Source organism: Photorhabdus sp. RM322S (assembly GCF_042879395.1).
Lineage (GTDB): Bacteria > Pseudomonadota > Gammaproteobacteria > Enterobacterales > Enterobacteriaceae > Photorhabdus > Photorhabdus khanii.
The window spans coordinates 25,343-45,504 of record NZ_JBHFKW010000037.1 but is presented as its reverse complement, the minus strand read 5'-3'; the positions used below and the strand labels follow the sequence as shown (position 1 = coordinate 45,504).

Annotated in this window: 3 protein-coding genes and 2 pseudogenes; 4 read left to right on the top strand and 1 reads right to left on the bottom strand. The window is 49.4% G+C overall.

Annotated features, from left to right (window positions below):
* A partial coding sequence (locus ACGF63_RS18295; protein WP_387632572.1) for an ISAs1 family transposase occupies nucleotides 1–530 on the top strand: 530 nt, incomplete at its 5' end.
* Nucleotides 531–574: 44 nt separating this feature from the next.
* Here ACGF63_RS18295 and ACGF63_RS18290 read toward each other — a convergent pair.
* Nucleotides 575–940, bottom strand: a pseudogene (locus tag ACGF63_RS18290) (transposase); the annotation flags it as partial.
* A 1,216-nt stretch (nucleotides 941–2,156) separates the two neighbouring features.
* Between ACGF63_RS18290 and ACGF63_RS18285 the strand changes: the two are divergent.
* The 3 genes and pseudogenes from ACGF63_RS18285 to ACGF63_RS18275 all read left to right on the top strand — a co-directional run.
* Nucleotides 2,157–17,747, top strand: coding sequence for an amino acid adenylation domain-containing protein (locus tag ACGF63_RS18285; RefSeq protein WP_387632571.1), 15,591 nt, complete (start codon nucleotides 2,157–2,159; stop codon nucleotides 17,745–17,747).
* Nucleotides 17,748–18,484: 737 nt separating this feature from the next.
* Nucleotides 18,485–18,859, top strand: coding sequence for a LecA/PA-IL family lectin (locus ACGF63_RS18280; RefSeq protein WP_036850572.1), 375 nt, complete (start codon nucleotides 18,485–18,487; stop codon nucleotides 18,857–18,859).
* 126 nt (nucleotides 18,860–18,985) lie between these two features.
* A pseudogene (locus ACGF63_RS18275) lies at nucleotides 18,986–19,316 on the top strand (IS1634 family transposase); the annotation flags it as partial.
* Nucleotides 19,317–20,162: the final 846 nt, after the last annotated feature.

Here is a 20,162-nt window from a genome sequence, read left to right as displayed (position 1 = left end):
AGCCGACCCTGGCCGCTGAAGTCAGCGCGCAATTTCACGCTTTTTGGGCGAGTACACCAAAAGATATTGCCGGACCCTCTTTCTGCGAACAATTTGATAATCAGCATGGTCGCCGGGAACATCGCCGATGCTGGCAATTCCCTGTGGGTGAGCAGATGCCCATTTGTCAGAAATGGAAAGCAAAGACGATAATAGCAGTTCAATCTGAGCGGACAGAAAAAGGACGTGGGCATGATTTTGTCCGATTTTATATCAGTAGCCAGCCAATGAATGCGGAGAAAGCCTTGCAAGCGACACGCTCTCACTGGTTGGTGGAAAATCATTTACACGGGTCACTTGATGTTGCGTTTCGAGAAGATAAACTCCAGGCCCGGATGGGATTTGCGGGTGAAAATTTAGCTGTACTAAGAAAATGGATTTTGAACATGCTGAAACAGAATAAATCCCGTAATTTAAGCATGGAAAATAAACGCAGGCTCTGTTGTTTAAATGATGATTATTTATTCGAATCCTTGGGTTTGTTTATATAATGAGCTTTGATGCGTTAGCCCTGTCACATAAGCCCAGTCTTTCACCAACTATTCATGCCGGGAACGGTGTAACTGATATCCCACCCTTCTTTGACAAGACGGATAACCGCCTGTGTGGTGGGCAGAAGATTCGCGGTCAGATAAGCGATAAGTTCCTGAGTCTGTGTTTCGCTGAGATGGTTCTGAGAGCCGCCGTTTTCGGGTTTCAGTTTGCGGTGATTAAGGTCATCGCTGATATGACGATTAACGGTCGTTTCATGAAGACGCAGGGCCTGAGCGATCATAACTGAACTCCAGCCCTCAGAGGCCAGCAGAACCGCTTTTATGCGATCACACTCCCTCTTATCACGGCAGGTGTGATGGAGGTGTTCAAGTTCGGCTTTTTGTTCATTGGTAATGAATATTTTCATGACTGATACAACTCAAGTGCCCCACCGTTTTTTTATGCTCTCCTGTTTCACCTTCCTTGATAAAGATCGCTGTTATTGCGATTAGGTACCATTCCGGCATATAAGTAATTAACGTCAACATGTGTGCCTTTTCGGTATACATCTATAATCACGTGAGCTTTTTTAAGTTCAATTTTGTTGATTCAGGGTACAACCTGTAAGCAAACAGTATCACAAATAAATTTGATATTAAGGGTAACATAGATTTTTACATACCGAATAATTTTTAAGGAAATTATATCTGACTGACAGAATTAATGGATATATATTCCTAATATTATAGTCAGCTTGTTTTTATATTAATCTTTATCAGGCTAAAATACTGACTATTTATAGATATTGGCTGGAAGCTGTAATTTCATGTCACTCATTCTGCCATCAATGGAAATCAAATATATATTTGGATAAGTAATTATTTATGTTATTTTTTATTTTGATATTGTTTATTTCAGGTATTAAATTCAATTGATTTTCATATTTATAATATTTTTCTATTATTGCAAAGGAATATATACGAAAAATTAGTATTAATTTGAAATTATTTACCATCGGTGTTAAATATAATTAGCGTTTACATTAGTTGTATAATTTGATTATTATAAAATAATATGTAGTGAAGCTAGTTTATGTTTTATATGGGAAAATATACATGGGTTTATTGTAACGTTATGATAAATAATATTTTATTGGATTTTTCTTGTTCCTTGGTTATTGGAGGCTATTGATATTTATAAACATCTAATTTTATCTGAAATAATTTCAGTCAGATATTAATACTAAACGGAAAAAATACAGCAAGGACTTAGCGCTCATGCCAGTAGATATATTCAATAGATCCATTTTTATTTAGTTATGGAATTCAGCGTTGGCCAATAAAAAATTGACGTAAATCAAAGGCGCTTATCTAAAAAACAGGAAAAAATGGAATACCTTATTTCGGTTCATCTGATGAACCATTTATTCCGTTGTCAGGAAAATTATCGTCGCAAAATTGTTAATTATGCGGATGTTAACCGGGCTATTACATCCAACAGCTGAGAGAAAGTATTGCTGGAGTATCTTTTGATGCCTGATGTGCTCGTTGTTATTTTTCCGAAAAGTAAAAGAAAAACATTTTTGATGGTTGTTGGAAATAACAGTTTTCAAATATCCAATAGATTCTTGAGGTAGTAAGCAGATGAAAGACAGTATTATCAGAAAGGAAAATACCCTTCAAGCGGGGTTAGTGAGTGTGTCATCAGAAAAGGTGAGTGATGGCATATTTGCGCGAAAGTTTAATGGGTTATCTGAGGCTGAACGCACATTGTTGCTGGAAACCTGGAACGCCACAGAAACCCCGTATCCTGACCATTTATGTATTCATCAGTTGTTTGAACAACAGGCAGAGAAAACCCCAGCAGCCACGGCGTTAATCTCCAAGGATCAGATCCTGAGTTATGCGGAACTGAATGCCCGCGCTAACCGGCTGGCCTGTCAACTGATTGAACAGGGTGTGTACCCGGATGACCACGTGGCGATTCTGTTAGAACGTTCGGTTGAACTGGTAGTGGCTCAGTTGGCTATCCTTAAGGCCGGTGCGGTTTATGTCCCTGTCGATCCCAACGTACCGAATGAGCGGAAAAGCTGGCTGATAAACGATTGTGCTGCCAAATTACTGCTTACTGATATGCAGACGGAAACCCCGGCTGACTTGGTTATTCCGCGGCTCCGTCTTACCCCCGAGACAGAACCGATCCGGGAAGAAGAGCGTTGCAATCTTGATTTATTGGGTTCCAGTACCGGGCCGGCGTATATCATGTACACCTCCGGTTCGACGGGGACACCCAAAGGGGTCATCGTGCCTCATCGGGCTGTTGTCCGGATGGTCATCAATAATGGCTATGCTGACATCAAACCCAATGACCGAATTGCCTTCGCCGCTAACCCGGCTTTCGATGCCAGCACCTTCGAAGTTTGGGCACCGTTGCTCAACGGTGCTGCGCTGGTGGTTATTGATCATACTACGTTGCTGACGCCGCTGGATTTTGTCCAGGCGTTACAGGCGCATTGCATTACGGTCCTGTGGCTGAGTGTCGGGCTGTTTAACCGGCTGGTGGCAGAGCTGTCCCCGGTGTTGCCTCAACTTAAAATGCTGCTGGTTGGGGGAGATGTCCTCGATCCGTATGTCATTACTCAAGTGCTGCGTAAGAACTCGCCACAACAGTTGTTGAATGCCTACGGTCCGAGTGAGGGAACTACGTTTACCACGACCTACCGTATTGACGCGTTAACGTCGGGGACGATTTCTATCCCTATTGGTCGACCCATTGCTAACACCCGGATTTATTTGCTGGATGCCGACGGCCAGCCGGTACCACTGGGGATGACCGGTGAGATTTATGTCGGGGGTGACGGAGTGGCCTGCGGTTATTTCAATCGCCCTGAACTGACCGTTGAACGCTTTCTCACAGACCCATTTAGCGATAAACCGAATGCGCGTATGTACCGGACCGGGGATTTGGCCCGTTATCTGCCGGACGGTAATCTGGAATTCCTGGGCCGTAACGACCAGCAGGTGAAAATCCGCGGTTTCCGGATTGAACCGGGGGAAATTGAGGCCCGGCTGGTGGAATATCCGGCGATACGTGAAGCTGTGGTACAGGCGTTAGGGGAGGGACAGGACAAACAATTGGTTGCCTATGTGCTGACCCAAGAGAATGACGGATTGGCTGCCCGCCTGCGTGAATACCTGAGTGCGCGGTTGCCGGATTATATGGTACCAGTGGCGTTTGTGCGTCTGGATGAATTCCCATTGACGCCGAATGGCAAACTGGATCGCCGGGCGTTGCCGGCACCGGGGGAGGACGCCTTCGCCCGTCAGGTTTATGCCGCGCCGCTAGGAGAGATGGAGATTGTTCTGGCGACCCTTTGGCGCGAATTACTGGGTATTGAGCGAATTAGCCGACATGACAGTTTCTTTGCGTTGGGCGGTCATTCTCTGCTCGGCGTAAGGCTGATTGAACGCCTGCGCAGCCTGGGATTGACACTGGCCGCCCGTAACCTGTTCCAGTGCCCGGTGCTGTCAGAATTGGCCCAGACATTGGCGCAACATCAGGTTGTCGTGGTGCCGCCCAATATCATCACATTAGCGACCACGGCGTTGACGCCAGAAATGTTGCCACTGATTGATCTGACTCAGCCTGAGATTGACCACATTGTTGAACAGGTGCCGGGCGGGATCGCCAATATTCAGGATATCTATGCCCTATCACCGTTGCAAGACGGTATCTTGTTCCATCATCTACTGGCGGAGGAAGGTGATCCCTATCTGCTGGCCTATCCGATGATTTTTGCTGACCGTGCGCTGCTGGACCGCTATCTGGTGGCGATGCAACAAGTGGTTGATCGCCATGATATCCTGCGGACCGCATTTATCTGGCAGGGGTTATCTGCACCGGCGCAGGTGGTCAGGCGTCAGGCGTCTTTATCGGTTACTGAACTGATCCTGGACCCGGCTGACGGGCTGGTTGGTGAGCAATTGGCTCACCGTTTTGACCCGCATCAGTATCGTTTTGATCTGAGTCAGGCCCCATTGTTGTGCTTTGTGGTGGCGCAGGAAACCGATGGCCGCTGGCATGTGCTGCAATTGCAGCATCACCTGATTGGCGACCATACGACAATGGAAGTGATGCACCGTGAAGTGCAGGTCTGTCTTGCCGGGCAGGGCGACAACTTGCCGGTACCGGCACCTTTCCGCAATCTGGTGGCACAGGCCCGGCTGGATGTCAATCAGGCAGAGCATACCCGCTTCTTTACCGACATGCTGGTTGACGTGGATGAGCCGACGTTGCCGTTTGGCCTGATTGAGGTGCATCGTGACGGTTCGCAGGTCACACAATCGCACCGGATGTTATCGTCGGAGCTAAATGATCGCCTTCGTCAGCAGGCAAAACGTCTGGGTGTCAGTGTGGCAACATTGTGTCATCTGGCCTGGGCGCAGGTACTGTCACGGACCAGCGGGCAGAAGAAAGTGGTGTTCGGCACCGTGCTGTTTGGGCGTATGGCAGCGGGGGAAGGGGCTGACAGCGGCATGGGGCTGTTTATCAATACCTTGCCGCTGCGGCTGGATATGGATGACACGCCGGTACATGACAGTGTACGGCTGGCACAGTCCCGGCTGGCCGGATTGTTGGATTATGAACATGCATCACTGGCGCTGGCCCAGCGTTGCAGTGGGGTAGCGGGCGGCACGCCACTGTTTAGTGCCCTGTTGAACTACCGGCATAATGAGCAGCCGCTGATCTCTCATGAGGCTGTACCGGGTATCGAATTCCTGGGTGAACAGGAGCAGACCAACTACCCGTTTGTGCTGTCGGTGGAGGATGGTGGCACAACGCTGGGGCTGACGGTCCAGGTGGTAGCGCCGTTTGAGCCAGACCGGGTATGCGGTTATATGCAACAGTCGCTGGTAAGTCTGGCAGAAGCGCTGGAGCGAGCGCCGGAAATGCCGGTACAGGCACTGAACATTCTGCCTGAAACGGAACGCGCGTTATTGCTGGAAACCTGGAACGCGACTGAAACACTGTATCCTGAGCAGTTATGCATTCATCAGTTGATTGAACAACAGGTAGAAAGAACGCCTGACGCCACCGCGTTGGTGTATGAAGGACAGCTCCTGAGTTATGCCGAATTGAATGCCAATGCCAACCGGCTGGCCCATCAACTGATGGCACTGGGAATAGCACCGGATCAGCGGGTGGCGATCTGCATGGCAAGTTCACCGGCGCGGGTGGTGGGATTGTTGGCGGTGCTGAAAGCCGGTGGCGCCTACGTGCCGCTGGACCCGACTTATCCGGGTGAACGTCTGGCGCATATTCTGAATGATGCGGCTCCCTCAATAATATTGGCTGATGTAACCGGACGGGTAGCGTTGGGTGAGGAGGCGCTTACCGGGCTGACTCTGCTTGATCCGAATACCTTGCCTGATCAATCGGACAGCAACCCGAAAGTACCGGCGCTGACTTCCCGTCATCTGGCCTATGTGATTTACACCTCCGGTTCTACCGGCGTGCCCAAAGGGGTGATGGTTGAACATGGTGGGCTGGTCAATCTTATTCGGGATAAAATTGTCCAGTTTGGTATTCATTCCGGTAACCGGGTGTTGCAGTTCGCTTCATTTGGTTTCGATGCCAGTGTCTGGGAAACCATGATGGCGCTGACCGGTGGCGCGAGTCTGGCTATTCCGGCCGACACGGTTCGTCAGGATCCGCATCGCCTCTGGCATTATCTGGAAGAGCAGGCGGTGACCCACGCTTGTTTAACTCCGGCTCTGCTGCGGGATGGCGCTGATTTACCGGCGCTGACGATAAAGCCGACGGTGATACTGGGCGGTGAAGCGCCCAGCCCGGCACTACTCCAGACATTGAGCCGTCAGGCCACGCTGTTCAATGCCTATGGCCCGACAGAAATTACCGTGTGTGCCACCCACTGGCGTTGTCCGTCAAACTATGCTGATGCGTTGGCACCTATTGGGCGTCCGACAGCGAATACCCGGATTTATCTGCTGGATGACGATGGTCAGCTAGTGCCCTTGGGGGCGGTGGGGGAGCTGTACATTGGTGGTACCGGTGTGACGCGCGGTTATCTCAATCTCCCTGACTTGACCGACGAACGTTTTCTGGCTGACCGGTTTAGTGATGCAACTGATGCGAGAATGTATCGCAGCGGGGATTTGGCTCGTTATTTGCCGGATGGCAATCTGGTGTTTGTTGGCCGTAATGACCAGCAGGTTAAAATCCGTGGATTCCGGATTGAACCGGGTGAAATCGAAGCCCGGTTGACAGAATATCCTGCGGTGCGCGAAGCGTGGGTGCTGGCGCTGGGTGACGGGCAGGACAAACGTCTGGTCGCTTATGTTGTGGCGGAAGAAGCTAACGGATTAGCTGCCCGTTTGCGTGAACATCTGAGTGCTATTTTGCCTGATTATATGGTGCCGGCGACTTTTGTGCGTCTGGACGCCTTCCCGCTGACCCCGAATGGCAAGCGGGATCGTCAGGCATTACCGGCTCCGGGTGAAGATGCCTTTGCCCGTCAGGTTTACGAAGCACCACAAGGAGAGACAGAAACTGCACTGGCGGCTATCTGGCGTGAATTATTAGGCATTGAGCAGATCAGCCGGCATGACAACTTCTTTGCGCTGGGGGGGCATTCACTGTTGGCGGTACGGGTCATGAATCGTATCGCTGCTTTCGGTGTTGAACTGCCGCTGGTTGCCTTATTTACGTCACCGTCACTTGCGGCCTTTGCGGAGAGGATCTGTGCCCAGCGCAATGTGGAAGGGGGGAGATTATCTGAAATTGTTCCCGTCTCCCGTGAGAGTGCTTTACCGCTGTCATTCGCTCAACAGCGTCTGTGGTTTCTGGCGCAGTTTGATGGCGTCAGTGATACCTATCATATTCCGCTGGAATTGCATTTACGTGGTCAGCTTAATATTACCGCCTGGCAGCAGGCGCTGAATCGTCTGTTTGCCCGCCACGAAGCGCTGCGTTCAGTCTTTATCATGGTTGACGGGCAGCCTCAGGTTAAACTGTTACCGGCGGAGTTTGGTCTGCCGGTGAAACAATACGATCTGCGTAACGCGCTTGAAGTCGATGAGCAACTTAAGCTTCTGTGCGTACAGGAGGCGGAAACGCCGTTTGATCTTGCCCGTGGTCCCCTAATCCGTTGCGCGCTGATACAACGGGCCGATGAGGATTACATCTTCTTGCTGACCCAGCATCACATTGTGTCCGATGGTTGGTCCTTAGAGATATTGACATCAGAACTGGGCGCACTTTATACGGCCTACTTAAATGAACAGCCTGATCCCTTGCCACCATTGGCGATTCAATATCCTGATTATGCTGTCTGGCAGCGTAAGGTGTTCTCTGGTGAAGGGTTGCGGGTGCAAAGTGAGTACTGGCACCACACGCTGGCCGATGCTCCGGTATTGCTGGAATTGCCGACAGATCGGCCCCGTCCATCCCGGCAATCATTTACCGGCGGCCGGATACCGGTGCAGATTGATGCCACGTTGGTACAGGCCCTGAAACAGCTGGGAAAACAGCACGGCACCACATTATTTATGACATTGCTGACCGCCTGGGCGGCATTATTGTCGCGCCTGTCCGGGCAGGATGATCTGGTGATCGGCATACCGAGCGCCAACCGCAACCGGCGGGAAATCGAGCTGCTGATCGGCTTCTTTGTCAATACCCTGGCGTTGCGTATTGATTTGTCCGGTACACCGGATATGGTCACGCTGCTCCGGCGTGTGCGGCAGACGACACTGGGCGCGCAGGAGCATCAGGATCTGCCTTTCGAGCAGGTGGTTGAGATTGTACAACCGCCCCGCAGACCGGAACATACCCCGCTATTTCAGGTGATGTTCGCCTGGCAGGAGAGCGACACCGAAGCGTGGCAACTGCCGGGATTAGCGGTGACGCCAGTCGTACAGGGATACGATATTGCTAACTTCGATCTGCAACTAGAATTGACGGAAAAGGCGGGCGAGGTTGTTGGGGAGCTGAATTATTCTTCTGCCCTGTTCAACCCTGAAACGATTGAAAGACAGGTCGGCTATTTGCAGGCCCTATTGCGGGCGATGGTGAACCATCCTCAGCAATCAGTCACGACCGTCAATATCTTGTCATCCACTGAGCGGACATTATTACTGGAAACCTGGAATGCCACCGCAGCGCCGTATCCGGAACAGTTGTGTGTTCATCAGTTGGTTGAACAACAGGTGGAGAAGACCCCGGACGCCATAGCGGTAAATTATGAAAATCATATGCTTAGTTATGCCGAACTGAATGCCCGCGCCAACCGGCTGGCGCATCAGCTTATTGCATTAGGTGTAATACCTGATCAACCGGTAGCCATTTGTGTGACACGATCACTGGAAAGAGTCGTGGGATTGCTGGCGGTGTTGAAAGCGGGCGGGGCTTATGTGCCATTAGATCCGGCTTATCCGGGTGAACGTCTGACTTATCTGCTCACTGATGCTGCGCCAACGATTTTACTAGCAGATGATATCGGACGGGCAGCATTGGGTGAAGAAACACTGGCAACGCTAACCGTGCTCGATCCGAATACCCTGCCGGACCAACCGGACAACAACCCGCAGGTCCCTGATCTCACCTCACGGCATCTGGCGTATGTCATCTACACTTCCGGCTCCACTGGCAGACCGAAAGGGGTGATGATCGAACATCAGAGTGTGGTTAACCTGACGCTGGAACAAATTGTCCAGTTTGATGTTGGTATAACCAGCCGGATGTTGCAATTTGCCTCATTTGGTTTTGATGCCAGCGTCTGGGAAATTATGATGGCGTTGAGCAGTGGGGCTATGTTGGTTATTCCGACTGAAACAATCCGGCAAGACCTGCACCGTCTCTGGTATTACCTGGAAGAACAGAAAGTAACGCACGCCTGCCTGACACCGGCCATGTTCCACGATGGTGCCGGTTTACCGGCGATAACCATAAAGCCCACATTAATATTCGCAGGAGAAGCGCCGGCTACCGCCCTGTTTCAGACATTGTGCGATCAAGCCGATCTGTTCAATGCTTATGGCCCGACGGAAATCACTGTTTGTGCCACCATCTGGAATTGCCCATCAGACTATACCGGGGGATTAATTCCCATCGGCAGTCCGACGGCCAATAAGCGTCTTTATCTGCTGGATAAACACGGTCAGCCGGTGCCGTTGGGCGCAGTAGGTGAGTTATATATTGGCGGTGTCGGTGTAGCGCGTGGTTATCTCAATCGCCCTGAACTGACCGCCGAACGTTTCCTCACTGATCCGTTTAGTGATGACGTTGATGCTCGGATGTATCGCACTGGGGATTTAGCCCGTTACCTGCCGGACGGCAATTTAGTGTTTGCCGGCCGTAATGACCAGCAGGTTAAAATCCGAGGTTTCCGTATTGAGCCGGGGGAAATTGAGGCGCATCTGACCGAACATCCAGCGGTGAGCGAAGCGTTGGTACTGGCGTTGGGTGACGGTCAGGATAAGCGTTTAGTTGCCTATGTAGTCGCGGAGCAGGATAACGGATTGGCCGCCAGTCTGCGTGAACATCTGAGTGATATTTTACCTGACTATATGGTACCGGCGGCTTTTGTGCGTCTGGATACTTTCCCGTTGACGCCGAACGGTAAGTTAGATCGCCGGGCGTTGCCGGTGCCTGATCAACATGCCTTTGCCCGCCAGATTTACGAAGCGCCGCAAGGGGAAATTGAGAGTGCGCTCGCCACTATCTGGCGTGAATTACTGGCAGTTGAACAGGTTGGCCGGCACGACAGCTTCTTTGCGCTGGGTGGTCACTCGCTGCTGGCTGTCAGGATGATTGAACGTTTGCGGCGTATGGGGCTGGGCGTATCGGTCCAAACGCTATTCGAGCATCCGACACTCAGTGTTTTGGCCCAGTCTCTGGCGCAACATTGTGAAATCCCGGTACCTGACAACCGTATTACACCGGATACTCTTGTGCTGACGCCAGAAATGCTGCCGTTGATTGATCTGACTCAGCCTGAGATTGACCGCATAGTTGAACAAGTTCCGGGAGGGATTGCCAACATTCAGGATATCTATGCCTTGTCACCGCTACAGGATGGTATTTTATTTCACCATTTACTGGCAAACGAAGGCGATCCTTATCTGCTGATAACCCAACAGGCTTTTGCGGATCGATCTTTACTGGACCGTTATCTGGCCGCGGTTCAACAGGTGGTTGACCGCCATGATATCCTGCGTACTGCTTTTATCTGGGAAGGGCTATCAGCGCCGGCTCAGGTGGTTTGTCGTCAGGTTCCCTTGTCCATCACAGAATTGACACTCAATCCGGCTGACGGATCGATCAGTGACCAACTGGCCCAACGTTTTGATCCGCGCCGACATCGTATTGACCTGAGTCAGGCTCCGTTGTTGCGCTTTGCAATTGCTCAGGATACTGATGGCCGCTGGATCCTGCTGCAACTACTGCATCACCTGATTGGCGACCATACCACGCTGGAAGTGATGAACAGCGAAGTGCAGGCATATCTTACCGGACGGGGAGACAGCTTACCGGCTTCGACACCTTTCCGTCATCTGGTGGCGCAGGCCCGATTGGGCACTGGCCAGTCAGAACATACCCGTTTCTTTACCGATATGTTGGAGACGGTGGATGAGCCGACGCTGCCGTTCGGCTTGACGGAAATACACCATGACGGCTCGCAGGTGATGGAATCGCACCGGATACTGACGCCTGCACTGAATAGTCGTCTGCGTAATCAGGCTCGGCGTTTGGGGGTCAGTGTGGCGGCGCTGTGTCATTTGGCCTGGGCGCAGGTGTTGTCGCGTACCAGTGGTCAGAAGCAAGTAGTGTTTGGCACGGTGTTGTTTGGGCGTATGCAGGCTGGCGAAGGTGCCGACAATGGCATGGGACTGTTTATTAATACCCTGCCGTTACGGTTGGATATGGATGAAACCCCGGTGCGGGAGAGTGTACAGACCGCCCATACCCGATTGGCGGGATTATTAGCGCATGAACATGCATCACTGGCGCTGGCTCAACGTTGCAGTGGGGTAGCCAGTGGGACACCGCTGTTCAATGCGTTGTTGAATTATCGGCATAATACCCAGCCGGTCACGCCGGATGAAATCATCAGCGATATTGAATTCCTTGGCGCACAGGAGCGGACCAACTACCCGTTTGTGTTGTCGGTAGAGGATGGTGGTTCCGATTTGGGGTTGACTGCTCAGGTCGTGCAGCCATTTAATCCGGAAAGGATATGTGGTTATATGCAACAGGCGCTGGAAAGTCTGGTGATAGCACTTGAACAGACGCCGGAAACGCCGGTACAGACGTTGGAGATCCTGCCGGAAACCGAGCGCACATTGTTGCTGAAAACCTGGAATGCGACCGAAACAACCTATCCTGACCCACTGTGCATTCATCAACTGTTTGAACAACAGGTGGAGAATGCCCCGGACTCTACCGCGTTAGTATATGAAAACCAATCCCTTAGCTATGCGGAATTGAATACCCGTGCCAACCGGCTGGCGCATCAGCTGATCGCGCTGGGTGTCGCACCGGATCAACGGGTGGCGATTTGCGTGGCAAGTTCACCGGCGCGGATAGTGGGGCTGCTGGCAATATTGAAAGCGGGTGGTGCCTACGTGCCGCTGGATCCGGCTTATCCGGGTGAGCGTCTGATTCATATTTTGACCGATGCGGCACCGGCTATTTTATTGGCAGATAATACCGGACGTTCAGCATTAAATGAGCAAATGCTTGCACAGCAAATTGTTCTTGACCCGAATTCATTGCCTGATCAGCCGGACAACAATCCACAAGTTTCTGCATTGACCTCCCGTCATCTATCGTATGTGATTTACACCTCCGGCTCGACCGGTACGCCGAAAGGCGTGATGGTTGAACATGGTGGGCTGGTCAACCTGATCCGGGATAAAATCGCCCAGTTCGCCATTCATTCTCATAGCCGGATGTTGCAATTCGCTTCATTTGGTTTCGATGCCAGTGTCTGGGAAATTATGATGACATTAGGCAGTGGTGCCAGTTTGGCTATTCCTGATGATGCTGTTCGTCAGGACCCGCACCGCCTCTGGCATTATCTGGCAGAGCAATCGGTGACGCACGCTTGTTTGACACCCGCCCTGCTGCGGGATGGCGCTGATTTACCGGCGATGACCATCAAACCAACATTAATACTGGGTGGTGAAGCGCCCAGTGTGGCCTTGCTCCAGACTCTGAGTGGCCGGGCCACGGTATTCAATGCTTATGGCCCGACAGAAATAACCGTTTGTGCCACCGCCTGGCGTTGCCCGTCAGATTATCGGGATGAATTTATTCCTATTGGACGTCCAACCGCCAATACCCGTGTTTATCTGCTGGATGCCTGCGGCCAGCCGGTGCCTTTGGCAGCGGTGGGTGAGCTGTATATTGGTGGTACGGGTGTGGCGCGTGGCTATCTCAATCGCCCTGAACTGACCGGCGAACGTTTCCTGACTGATCCGTTTAGTGACGCAACCAATGCAAGGATGTATCGCACCGGGGATTTGGTTCGCTACCTGCCGGACGGCAATCTGGTATTTGTTGGCCGTAACGACCAGCAGATTAAAATCCGTGGTTTCCGGATTGAACCGGGAGAAATCGAAGTTCGGCTGACAGAATTTTCTGCGGTACGTGAAGCGCTGGTATTGGCTCTGGGTGATGGGCAGGACAAACGTCTGGTTGCCTATGTGGTGGCAGAAGCGGATGACGGGCTGGTTAACCGTCTGCGTGAACATCTGAGCGCGTCGTTGCCTGACTACATGGTACCGGCGGCCTTTGTACGTCTGGACGCATTTCCGCTGACACCTAACGGCAAACTGGATCGCCGGGCGCTACCGGTACCGGGGGAGGAAGCCTTTGCGCGCCAGATTTACGCAGTGCCACAAGGGAAAATGGAAACCGCACTCGCCGCTATTTGGCATGACTTACTGGGCGTTGAGCAGATAAGCCGGTATGACAGCTTCTTTGCCTTGGGTGGTCATTCATTGCTTGCGGTGCGGATGGTTGAACGCTTGCGTAACCTGGGTTTAACGCTGGCAGTACGTGACCTGTTCCAATCTCCGGTACTGGCTGAACTTGCTCAAACCTTGAAACTGAATCAGGGCGAAGGTGTGCCTGCCAACGTCATTACATCGGCAACGGTGGAGTTGACACCGGAAATGTTACCGTTGATTGATCTCACTCAATCTGAGATTGATCACATCGTCGAACAGATACCGGGCGGGATCAGCAATATTCAGGATATCTATGCGTTGTCGCCGTTACAGGACGGCATTCTATTCCATCATCTATTGGCAAACGAAGGCGACCCCTATTTATTGGCAGGTCAGATGGCTTTCGCTGATCGGCCTCTGTTGGACCGTTATCTGGCTGCGGTTCAACAGGTGATCAACCGCCATGACATCCTGCGTACCGCTTTTATCTGGGAAGGGTTATCTGTTCCTGCTCAGGTGGTTTGCCGTCAAGTGCGATTGTCGGTGACTGAACTGACACTGGATCCAACTGACGGGCCAGTCAGTGACCAGTTAGCGCAACATTTTGATCCGCGCCGGCATCGTATTGATTTGGGACAGGCACCGTTGTTGCGCTTTATTGTGGCACCGGAGACCGATGGCCGCTGGATTGTACTGCAACTGATGCATCATCTGATTGGTGACCATACCGCGCTGGATGTGATGAGCAACGAAGTTCAGGCCTATCTTGATGGACAGCTTGACGGACAAGAAAGCAATCTGCCTGCACCGGCACCTTTCCGCAATCTGGTGGCGCAGGCCCGGCTGGGGGTGAGTCAGGAGCAGCATATTCGCTTCTTTACCGACATGTTGGCCGAGGTGGATGAACCCACGTTGCCGTTCGGATTGACTGAGGTACATCATGATGGCTCACAAATGACAGAATCATACCGGATGTTGACTGCCGGGCTGAATGACCGCTTACGCAGTCAGGCCCGGCGTCTGGGCGTGAGCCTGGCCGCCTTGTGTCATCTGGCTTGGGCGCAGGTGTTATCGCGTACCAGCGGACAGGAGCAAGTGGTATTCGGCACGGTATTGTTCGGGCGCATGGCCGCCGGTGAAGGTGCCGACAGTGGCATGGGACTGTTTATCAATACCTTGCCGCTGCGGCTGGATCTGGATAATACCCCGGTACAAGACAGTGTACAGGTGGCACATCGTCGGCTGGCGGGATTGTTGACACATGAACATGCGTCACTGGCGCTGGCTCAACGTTGCAGTGGGGTGCAAGGTGGAACTCCGCTGTTCAGTACCTTGCTGAACTACCGGCACAACGCATTGCCGACGGCTTCGAATGAAATCATGGACGGTGTTGAATTCCTTGGTGCACAAGAGCGGACCAACTATCCGTTTACGCTGTCAGTGGAAGATTTTGGTGAAGCGCTGGGTTTAACCGCGCAAATTGTCCAGCCATTTGACCCGGAGCGGGTATGTGGTTATATGCAACAGGCGCTGGAAAGTTTGGTCGCGGCACTTGAACAGGCCCCGGAAACGCCGGTGCGGATGCTGGAAATCCTGCCTGAAACCGAGAGGAATTTGCTGCTGAAAACCTGGAACGCGACGGAAACCGCGTATCCTGACCCACTGTGCATTCATCAACTGTTTGAACAACAAACGGAGAAAAATCCGGATGCCACGGCGTTGATCTATGAAGAGCAAGCCCTCAGTTATGCGGAGCTGAACGCCTGTGCCAACCGGCTGGCTTATCAATTAATTGAACTGGGTGTGCAGCCTGATCAACCGGTGGCGATTTGTGTGAAGCGTTCGCCATCAAGGATTGCAGGGCTATTAGCCGTACTGAAAGCGGGTGGTGCCTATGTGCCACTGGATCCGGCCTATCCGGGTGATCGTCTGGCTTATATGCTGAATGATGCCGCTCCGTCGGTGGTACTGGCGGATAATACCGGCCGTGCCGCACTGGGTGAAGAAGCACTTGCGAAATTAACCGTACTTGACCCGAATACTCTGCCTGACCAGCCGGACAACAACCCACAGATTCCTGCGTTAACTTCACGGCATCTGGCTTATGTGATTTATACTTCCGGCTCGACCGGTATGCCGAAAGGGGTGATGGTTGAACATCGTGGGTTGGTCAACCTTATCCGGGATAAAATCAGCCAGTTTGACATTCATTCCCATAGCCGGATGTTGCAATTCGCCTCATTTGGTTTCGATGCCAGCGTCTGGGAAATCATGATGGCATTGTGTGGTGGTGCCACCCTGGATATTCCTGCCGACACGGTTCGTCAGGATCCGCTGCGCCTTTGGCATTATCTGGAAGAACAGGCGGTGACTCACGCTTGCCTGACACCGGCTCTGCTGCGGGATGGGGCTGATTTACCGGAAATAACCATAAGACCAACATTAATATTGGGCGGTGAAGCGCCCAGCGCGGCATTGCTTCAGGCACTGCGTGGCCGGGCCACGCTGTTCAATGCTTACGGCCCGACAGAAATCACGGTATGTGCTACTACCTGGCGTTGTCCGGCAGATTATACAGATGCATTAATTCCCATCGGCCGTCCGACGGCCAACACCAATGTTTATCTGCTGGATGCTTGCGGCCAGCCGGTCCCATTGGGAGCGGTAGGGGAATTGTATCTTGGTGGTGACGGTGTTGCGCGTGGCTATCTCAATCGCTCTGACCTGACCACTGAACGTTTCCTGGCTGATCCGTTTAGTCAGTCACAGGATGCTCGGATGTACCAAACCGGGGACTTGGCCCGCTACTTGCCGGATGGCAATCTGGTATTTATTGGCCGTAACGACCAGCAAGTTAAAATCCGCGGATTCCGTATTGAACCGGGTGAGATCGAAGCCCGGCTGGTGGAGTACCCTGCTGTGCGTGAGGCTATCGTACTGGCTCTGGGGGACGGGCAGGATAAACGTCTGGTGGCTTATGTCGTGGCACCAGCGAATGATGGATTGGCTACCTGTTTGTATAGCCATCTGAGAGCACTGTTGCCTGACTACATGGTACCGGCGGCGTTTGTACGTCTGGACGCATTTCCGCTGACCCCTAACGGTAAGCTGGATCGCCGGGCGCTGCCGCAACCTGATCAGCATGCTTTTGCTCATCAAGCCTATGAAGCACCGCAGGGGGAGGTTGAGATCGCATTGGCTGCTATTTGGCGTGAATTGCTGGACGTTGAGCAGATAGGCCGGTATGACAATTTCTTTGCCTTGGGTGGACATTCGCTGCTTGCCATGCGGATGATCAACCTTGCCGCAGGTCGTGGTTTGATGTGTACATTGAATAATCTCTTCCAATTCCCTGTGCTGGCTGAATTGGTATCAAAAATCACATTAGATCCACTGTCCCAGCCGCAAAGCAGTGCGATACCTGTGCGGCCATCCGGAATGGAGCCGCCGTTATTCTTTGTGCCCAGCGGCATGGATGATTACTCCTATGTTTTTGGATTAGCTCAACATATTCAGTCAGACTATCCGATTTATGCATTGCCATGGCCGTCCATCAATGAGGAACAGGTATCAACTATTGAAGCGTTGGCTGCCAAAATGATCACCTTTATGAAGGCGGTTCAACCGGAAGGCCGATACCGGATCTACGGTTACTCTTCTGGTGGAGTATTGGCTTATGCTATTGCCCAGCAACTTTTGAACGCCGGTGAGACCGTCGATTTCCTGGGTTTGATTGATACGCCTGCCCCTCACTGCTTCAAGCAGCAGGTCATTCAACTAAAACTCCAGTTTCTGGCTGAACTGGCAAAACAGTCGGGAGGGGAACATGAAGAGGAGATTGCGGTATTGCATCAGAGAATCGATAAACTGAATTTGGTGCAATTTATTGCCGCGGCGCAGGAACTGGAACTATACCCGGCAAATCTGTGTCCTGATTTGATCGCAAAACGTTGGGAACAGATGGGGAATTATATGCAAATGGTCAAAGAATATGAACCACAAGCTTTGGCGATAACGCTCCACCAATTCTATGCGATGGAATCTTATCCGCAGATCCCTTTCGTTACGGAAGCCACATTGCCTTCCTTGAGTATGGAACCGTCGTTAGGTTGGAAGCAGGTCGTGCCTGATTCTTCGCTCCAGCTAACCTCTGTACCGGGCGATCATTTTAGCCTGATGGAAGACAGTGAAAATAAAACCATTTTGGCTAAAACCTTAAGTATGGCGTTGGCAATGAATTGTGAAGCGGAGGCGGTGTAATGTCAGTGATATTACAGGAATAAAAAGCGGTTATTGACGATAATGTTGTCCGGTTAAAGATGTTTATAATGGCCGGACATCTCTTCTCAAGTAAAATTAAGGTAAAGAACTCGCCACGCTTTTTATCGTTAAATTTATTTAATAACGCCTTATTACATCAACAATAGTGAAAAGTCTGACGGATTAATTAACCTGAAAGGTTATAATGATTAAATGGGTATTTAAGCATTGATAGATTGCAAAAATAGCTTGGAAAATAATGAGTTGTATTTATTTTGGCGTTAAATCGCATTCAAGGAATAAAATAGGTGTGAACAAGTTTAAGTTGGTGTATTTAATGTATCGCGATTTTGTATAAAAATACAATATACTTATGCTGTAAATAATCCAGTTCGTATTCATTTAAATCATTTTTTTAATTGTCTGATTAACCTGTTCAATATTCTTATTTATCTTCTTTTACCGGGTCGGGTATATAAGCATTAATAAAACCAATTATTTTTATCATCTTTTACCGCAAGATTTATGATGAACAGGTTTTAAACCGTTATTAAAATCCATTTTTTAACCTCTGGTTTTAACCGTTGTTCTAAAAATCATTTTTACTAACATAGTTCACAATATCTGATGTTTTTCATTGCTCCCCCAGTCATAAAAAGATAAATTCTCTTTCAGCCAAATATGCAAACATCTTTGGAAAAACTATTCTCATAAAACATAATTTCGAGGGTAATACTATGTATGATTGGTCAGGAAGTGTCCCAGCTAATGCTGCAAGCGGTCAACCCACAGGACTTATTCTCAAACAAGGAGATATAATCTCTGTTATTGCCAAAGGTTGGGTAAAGTTCGGCTATGGAGACAATCAATGGGCCGCACCTCAGGGTTCTATACCTACTCATCAGCTAAATTCACTCGACGCGCTCAGTGCTAAAATCGGCGATAAAATCTACGACATAGGCAATGGAGTACTTCATAAAACTATTCCCGTAGATGGAGAATTAATACTTTTATTCAATGACGCACCAGGTTATTACGGTGACAATTCAGGTAAATTTCTTGTCGATGTCATAATAGAGTCTCGATATTCCCCTCTGGAGGAAAGAAAATAAAAATCGAGTGAATACGTATTACCAATGAAAGTAATAAACATTCTCATTAATATAATGCCAGGTGAAAAATCATATTATTTCACTTGGCAAATGGCATCCCACAATTCCCTTTCCTTATTTCGGCACCTCCGGCCACTCAACATGGGGATGTTTATTTTGGTCACCAACGAAATGGATAATGATGTGCTTGATATGGAAGCATTACTTTCCACTTACAAAACCCAACAAAAGGTTGAGTGGGGCTTCCGGTTCCTGAAAAGCCCGGAGTTCCTGATATCCACCCTGTATCTGAAAAAACCAGCAGACTCAGTCTCCCACAGCACGTTGGGTGTTTTTAACTTTCGAAGGGATTAACACCTTTGAATTTCAAGAACACCGGATGGTGACGGGAATGCAGCCATACCAGAATGCATTGTTGAAAATATTGGGCCAATTATATGAGTCTTTTTATTCCTGAATGGGGTACGGAAATAATAGCAACATATTTATTGATATTAATGTATTTAACTTATCTTGATTCAATAATATCTTATCTTCATTGGGATAATGAGCGTTAATAAGTGTGAAAAATAGGTTGATATAATCGTTTATATATTTTTAGGTATTTTTTAATTAATAAATGTTAAATGAATCGATTATTTATACTACGCGATATTAAATATATATGAATATCAGATAAATCACATTGTTTATTGTTGTAAAATAATCAACAATGAAGTTATTTAAATTTACAATTGTTTTGCTGCGGTATGTGATATAATGGAATTTATATTTTATCATGATCTGATTATTACAAGGCAATATGTAATCAAGTTATTTTTAATTTTTTATTCCCTATTTTTTGGTATTTACGTTATCGGCATTTTTTACTATTGAAAAATAATGTGTTATAAATTATTTTAATCTGATGTTATATTTTTGAATGATTTTATTATAAATGTTTAATAAGTCTAATTTGGTATTGAAATATACTTTCCTTATTAGATCTCAGGAGCTTTTTTTAGGCGGTTATTTGGTTAACTTATTGATAATATTTAATTAATTTTCATATTTTTTTGTGAACACTTAATGTTTTTTCGAAATTATTTTAATTTGGTATTAATGGGAAGTGGATAACATATAACATTGATTTGGCACTTATGCATAATTAATGTAGTTGATGGTTCCATTTAAAATTATGGGATTCAGCGTTAGACAATAAAAATTGCATAAAATGAATCGAATTTATCTAAAAACAGGGGCGAAAATGGGATGTCTTATTCTGACTTATAAGATGAATTATTTATTCCTTTATCAGGGAAAT

Excerpts from the sequence above, each read along its gene's own strand:
- ACGF63_RS18285 (WP_387632571.1), top strand. The coding sequence starts at position 2,157 with ATGAAAGACAGTATTATCAGAAAGGAAAATACCCTTCAAGCGGGGTTA.
- ACGF63_RS18280 (WP_036850572.1), top strand. The coding sequence starts at position 18,485 with ATGTATGATTGGTCAGGAAGTGTCCCAGCTAATGCTGCAAGCGGTCAA.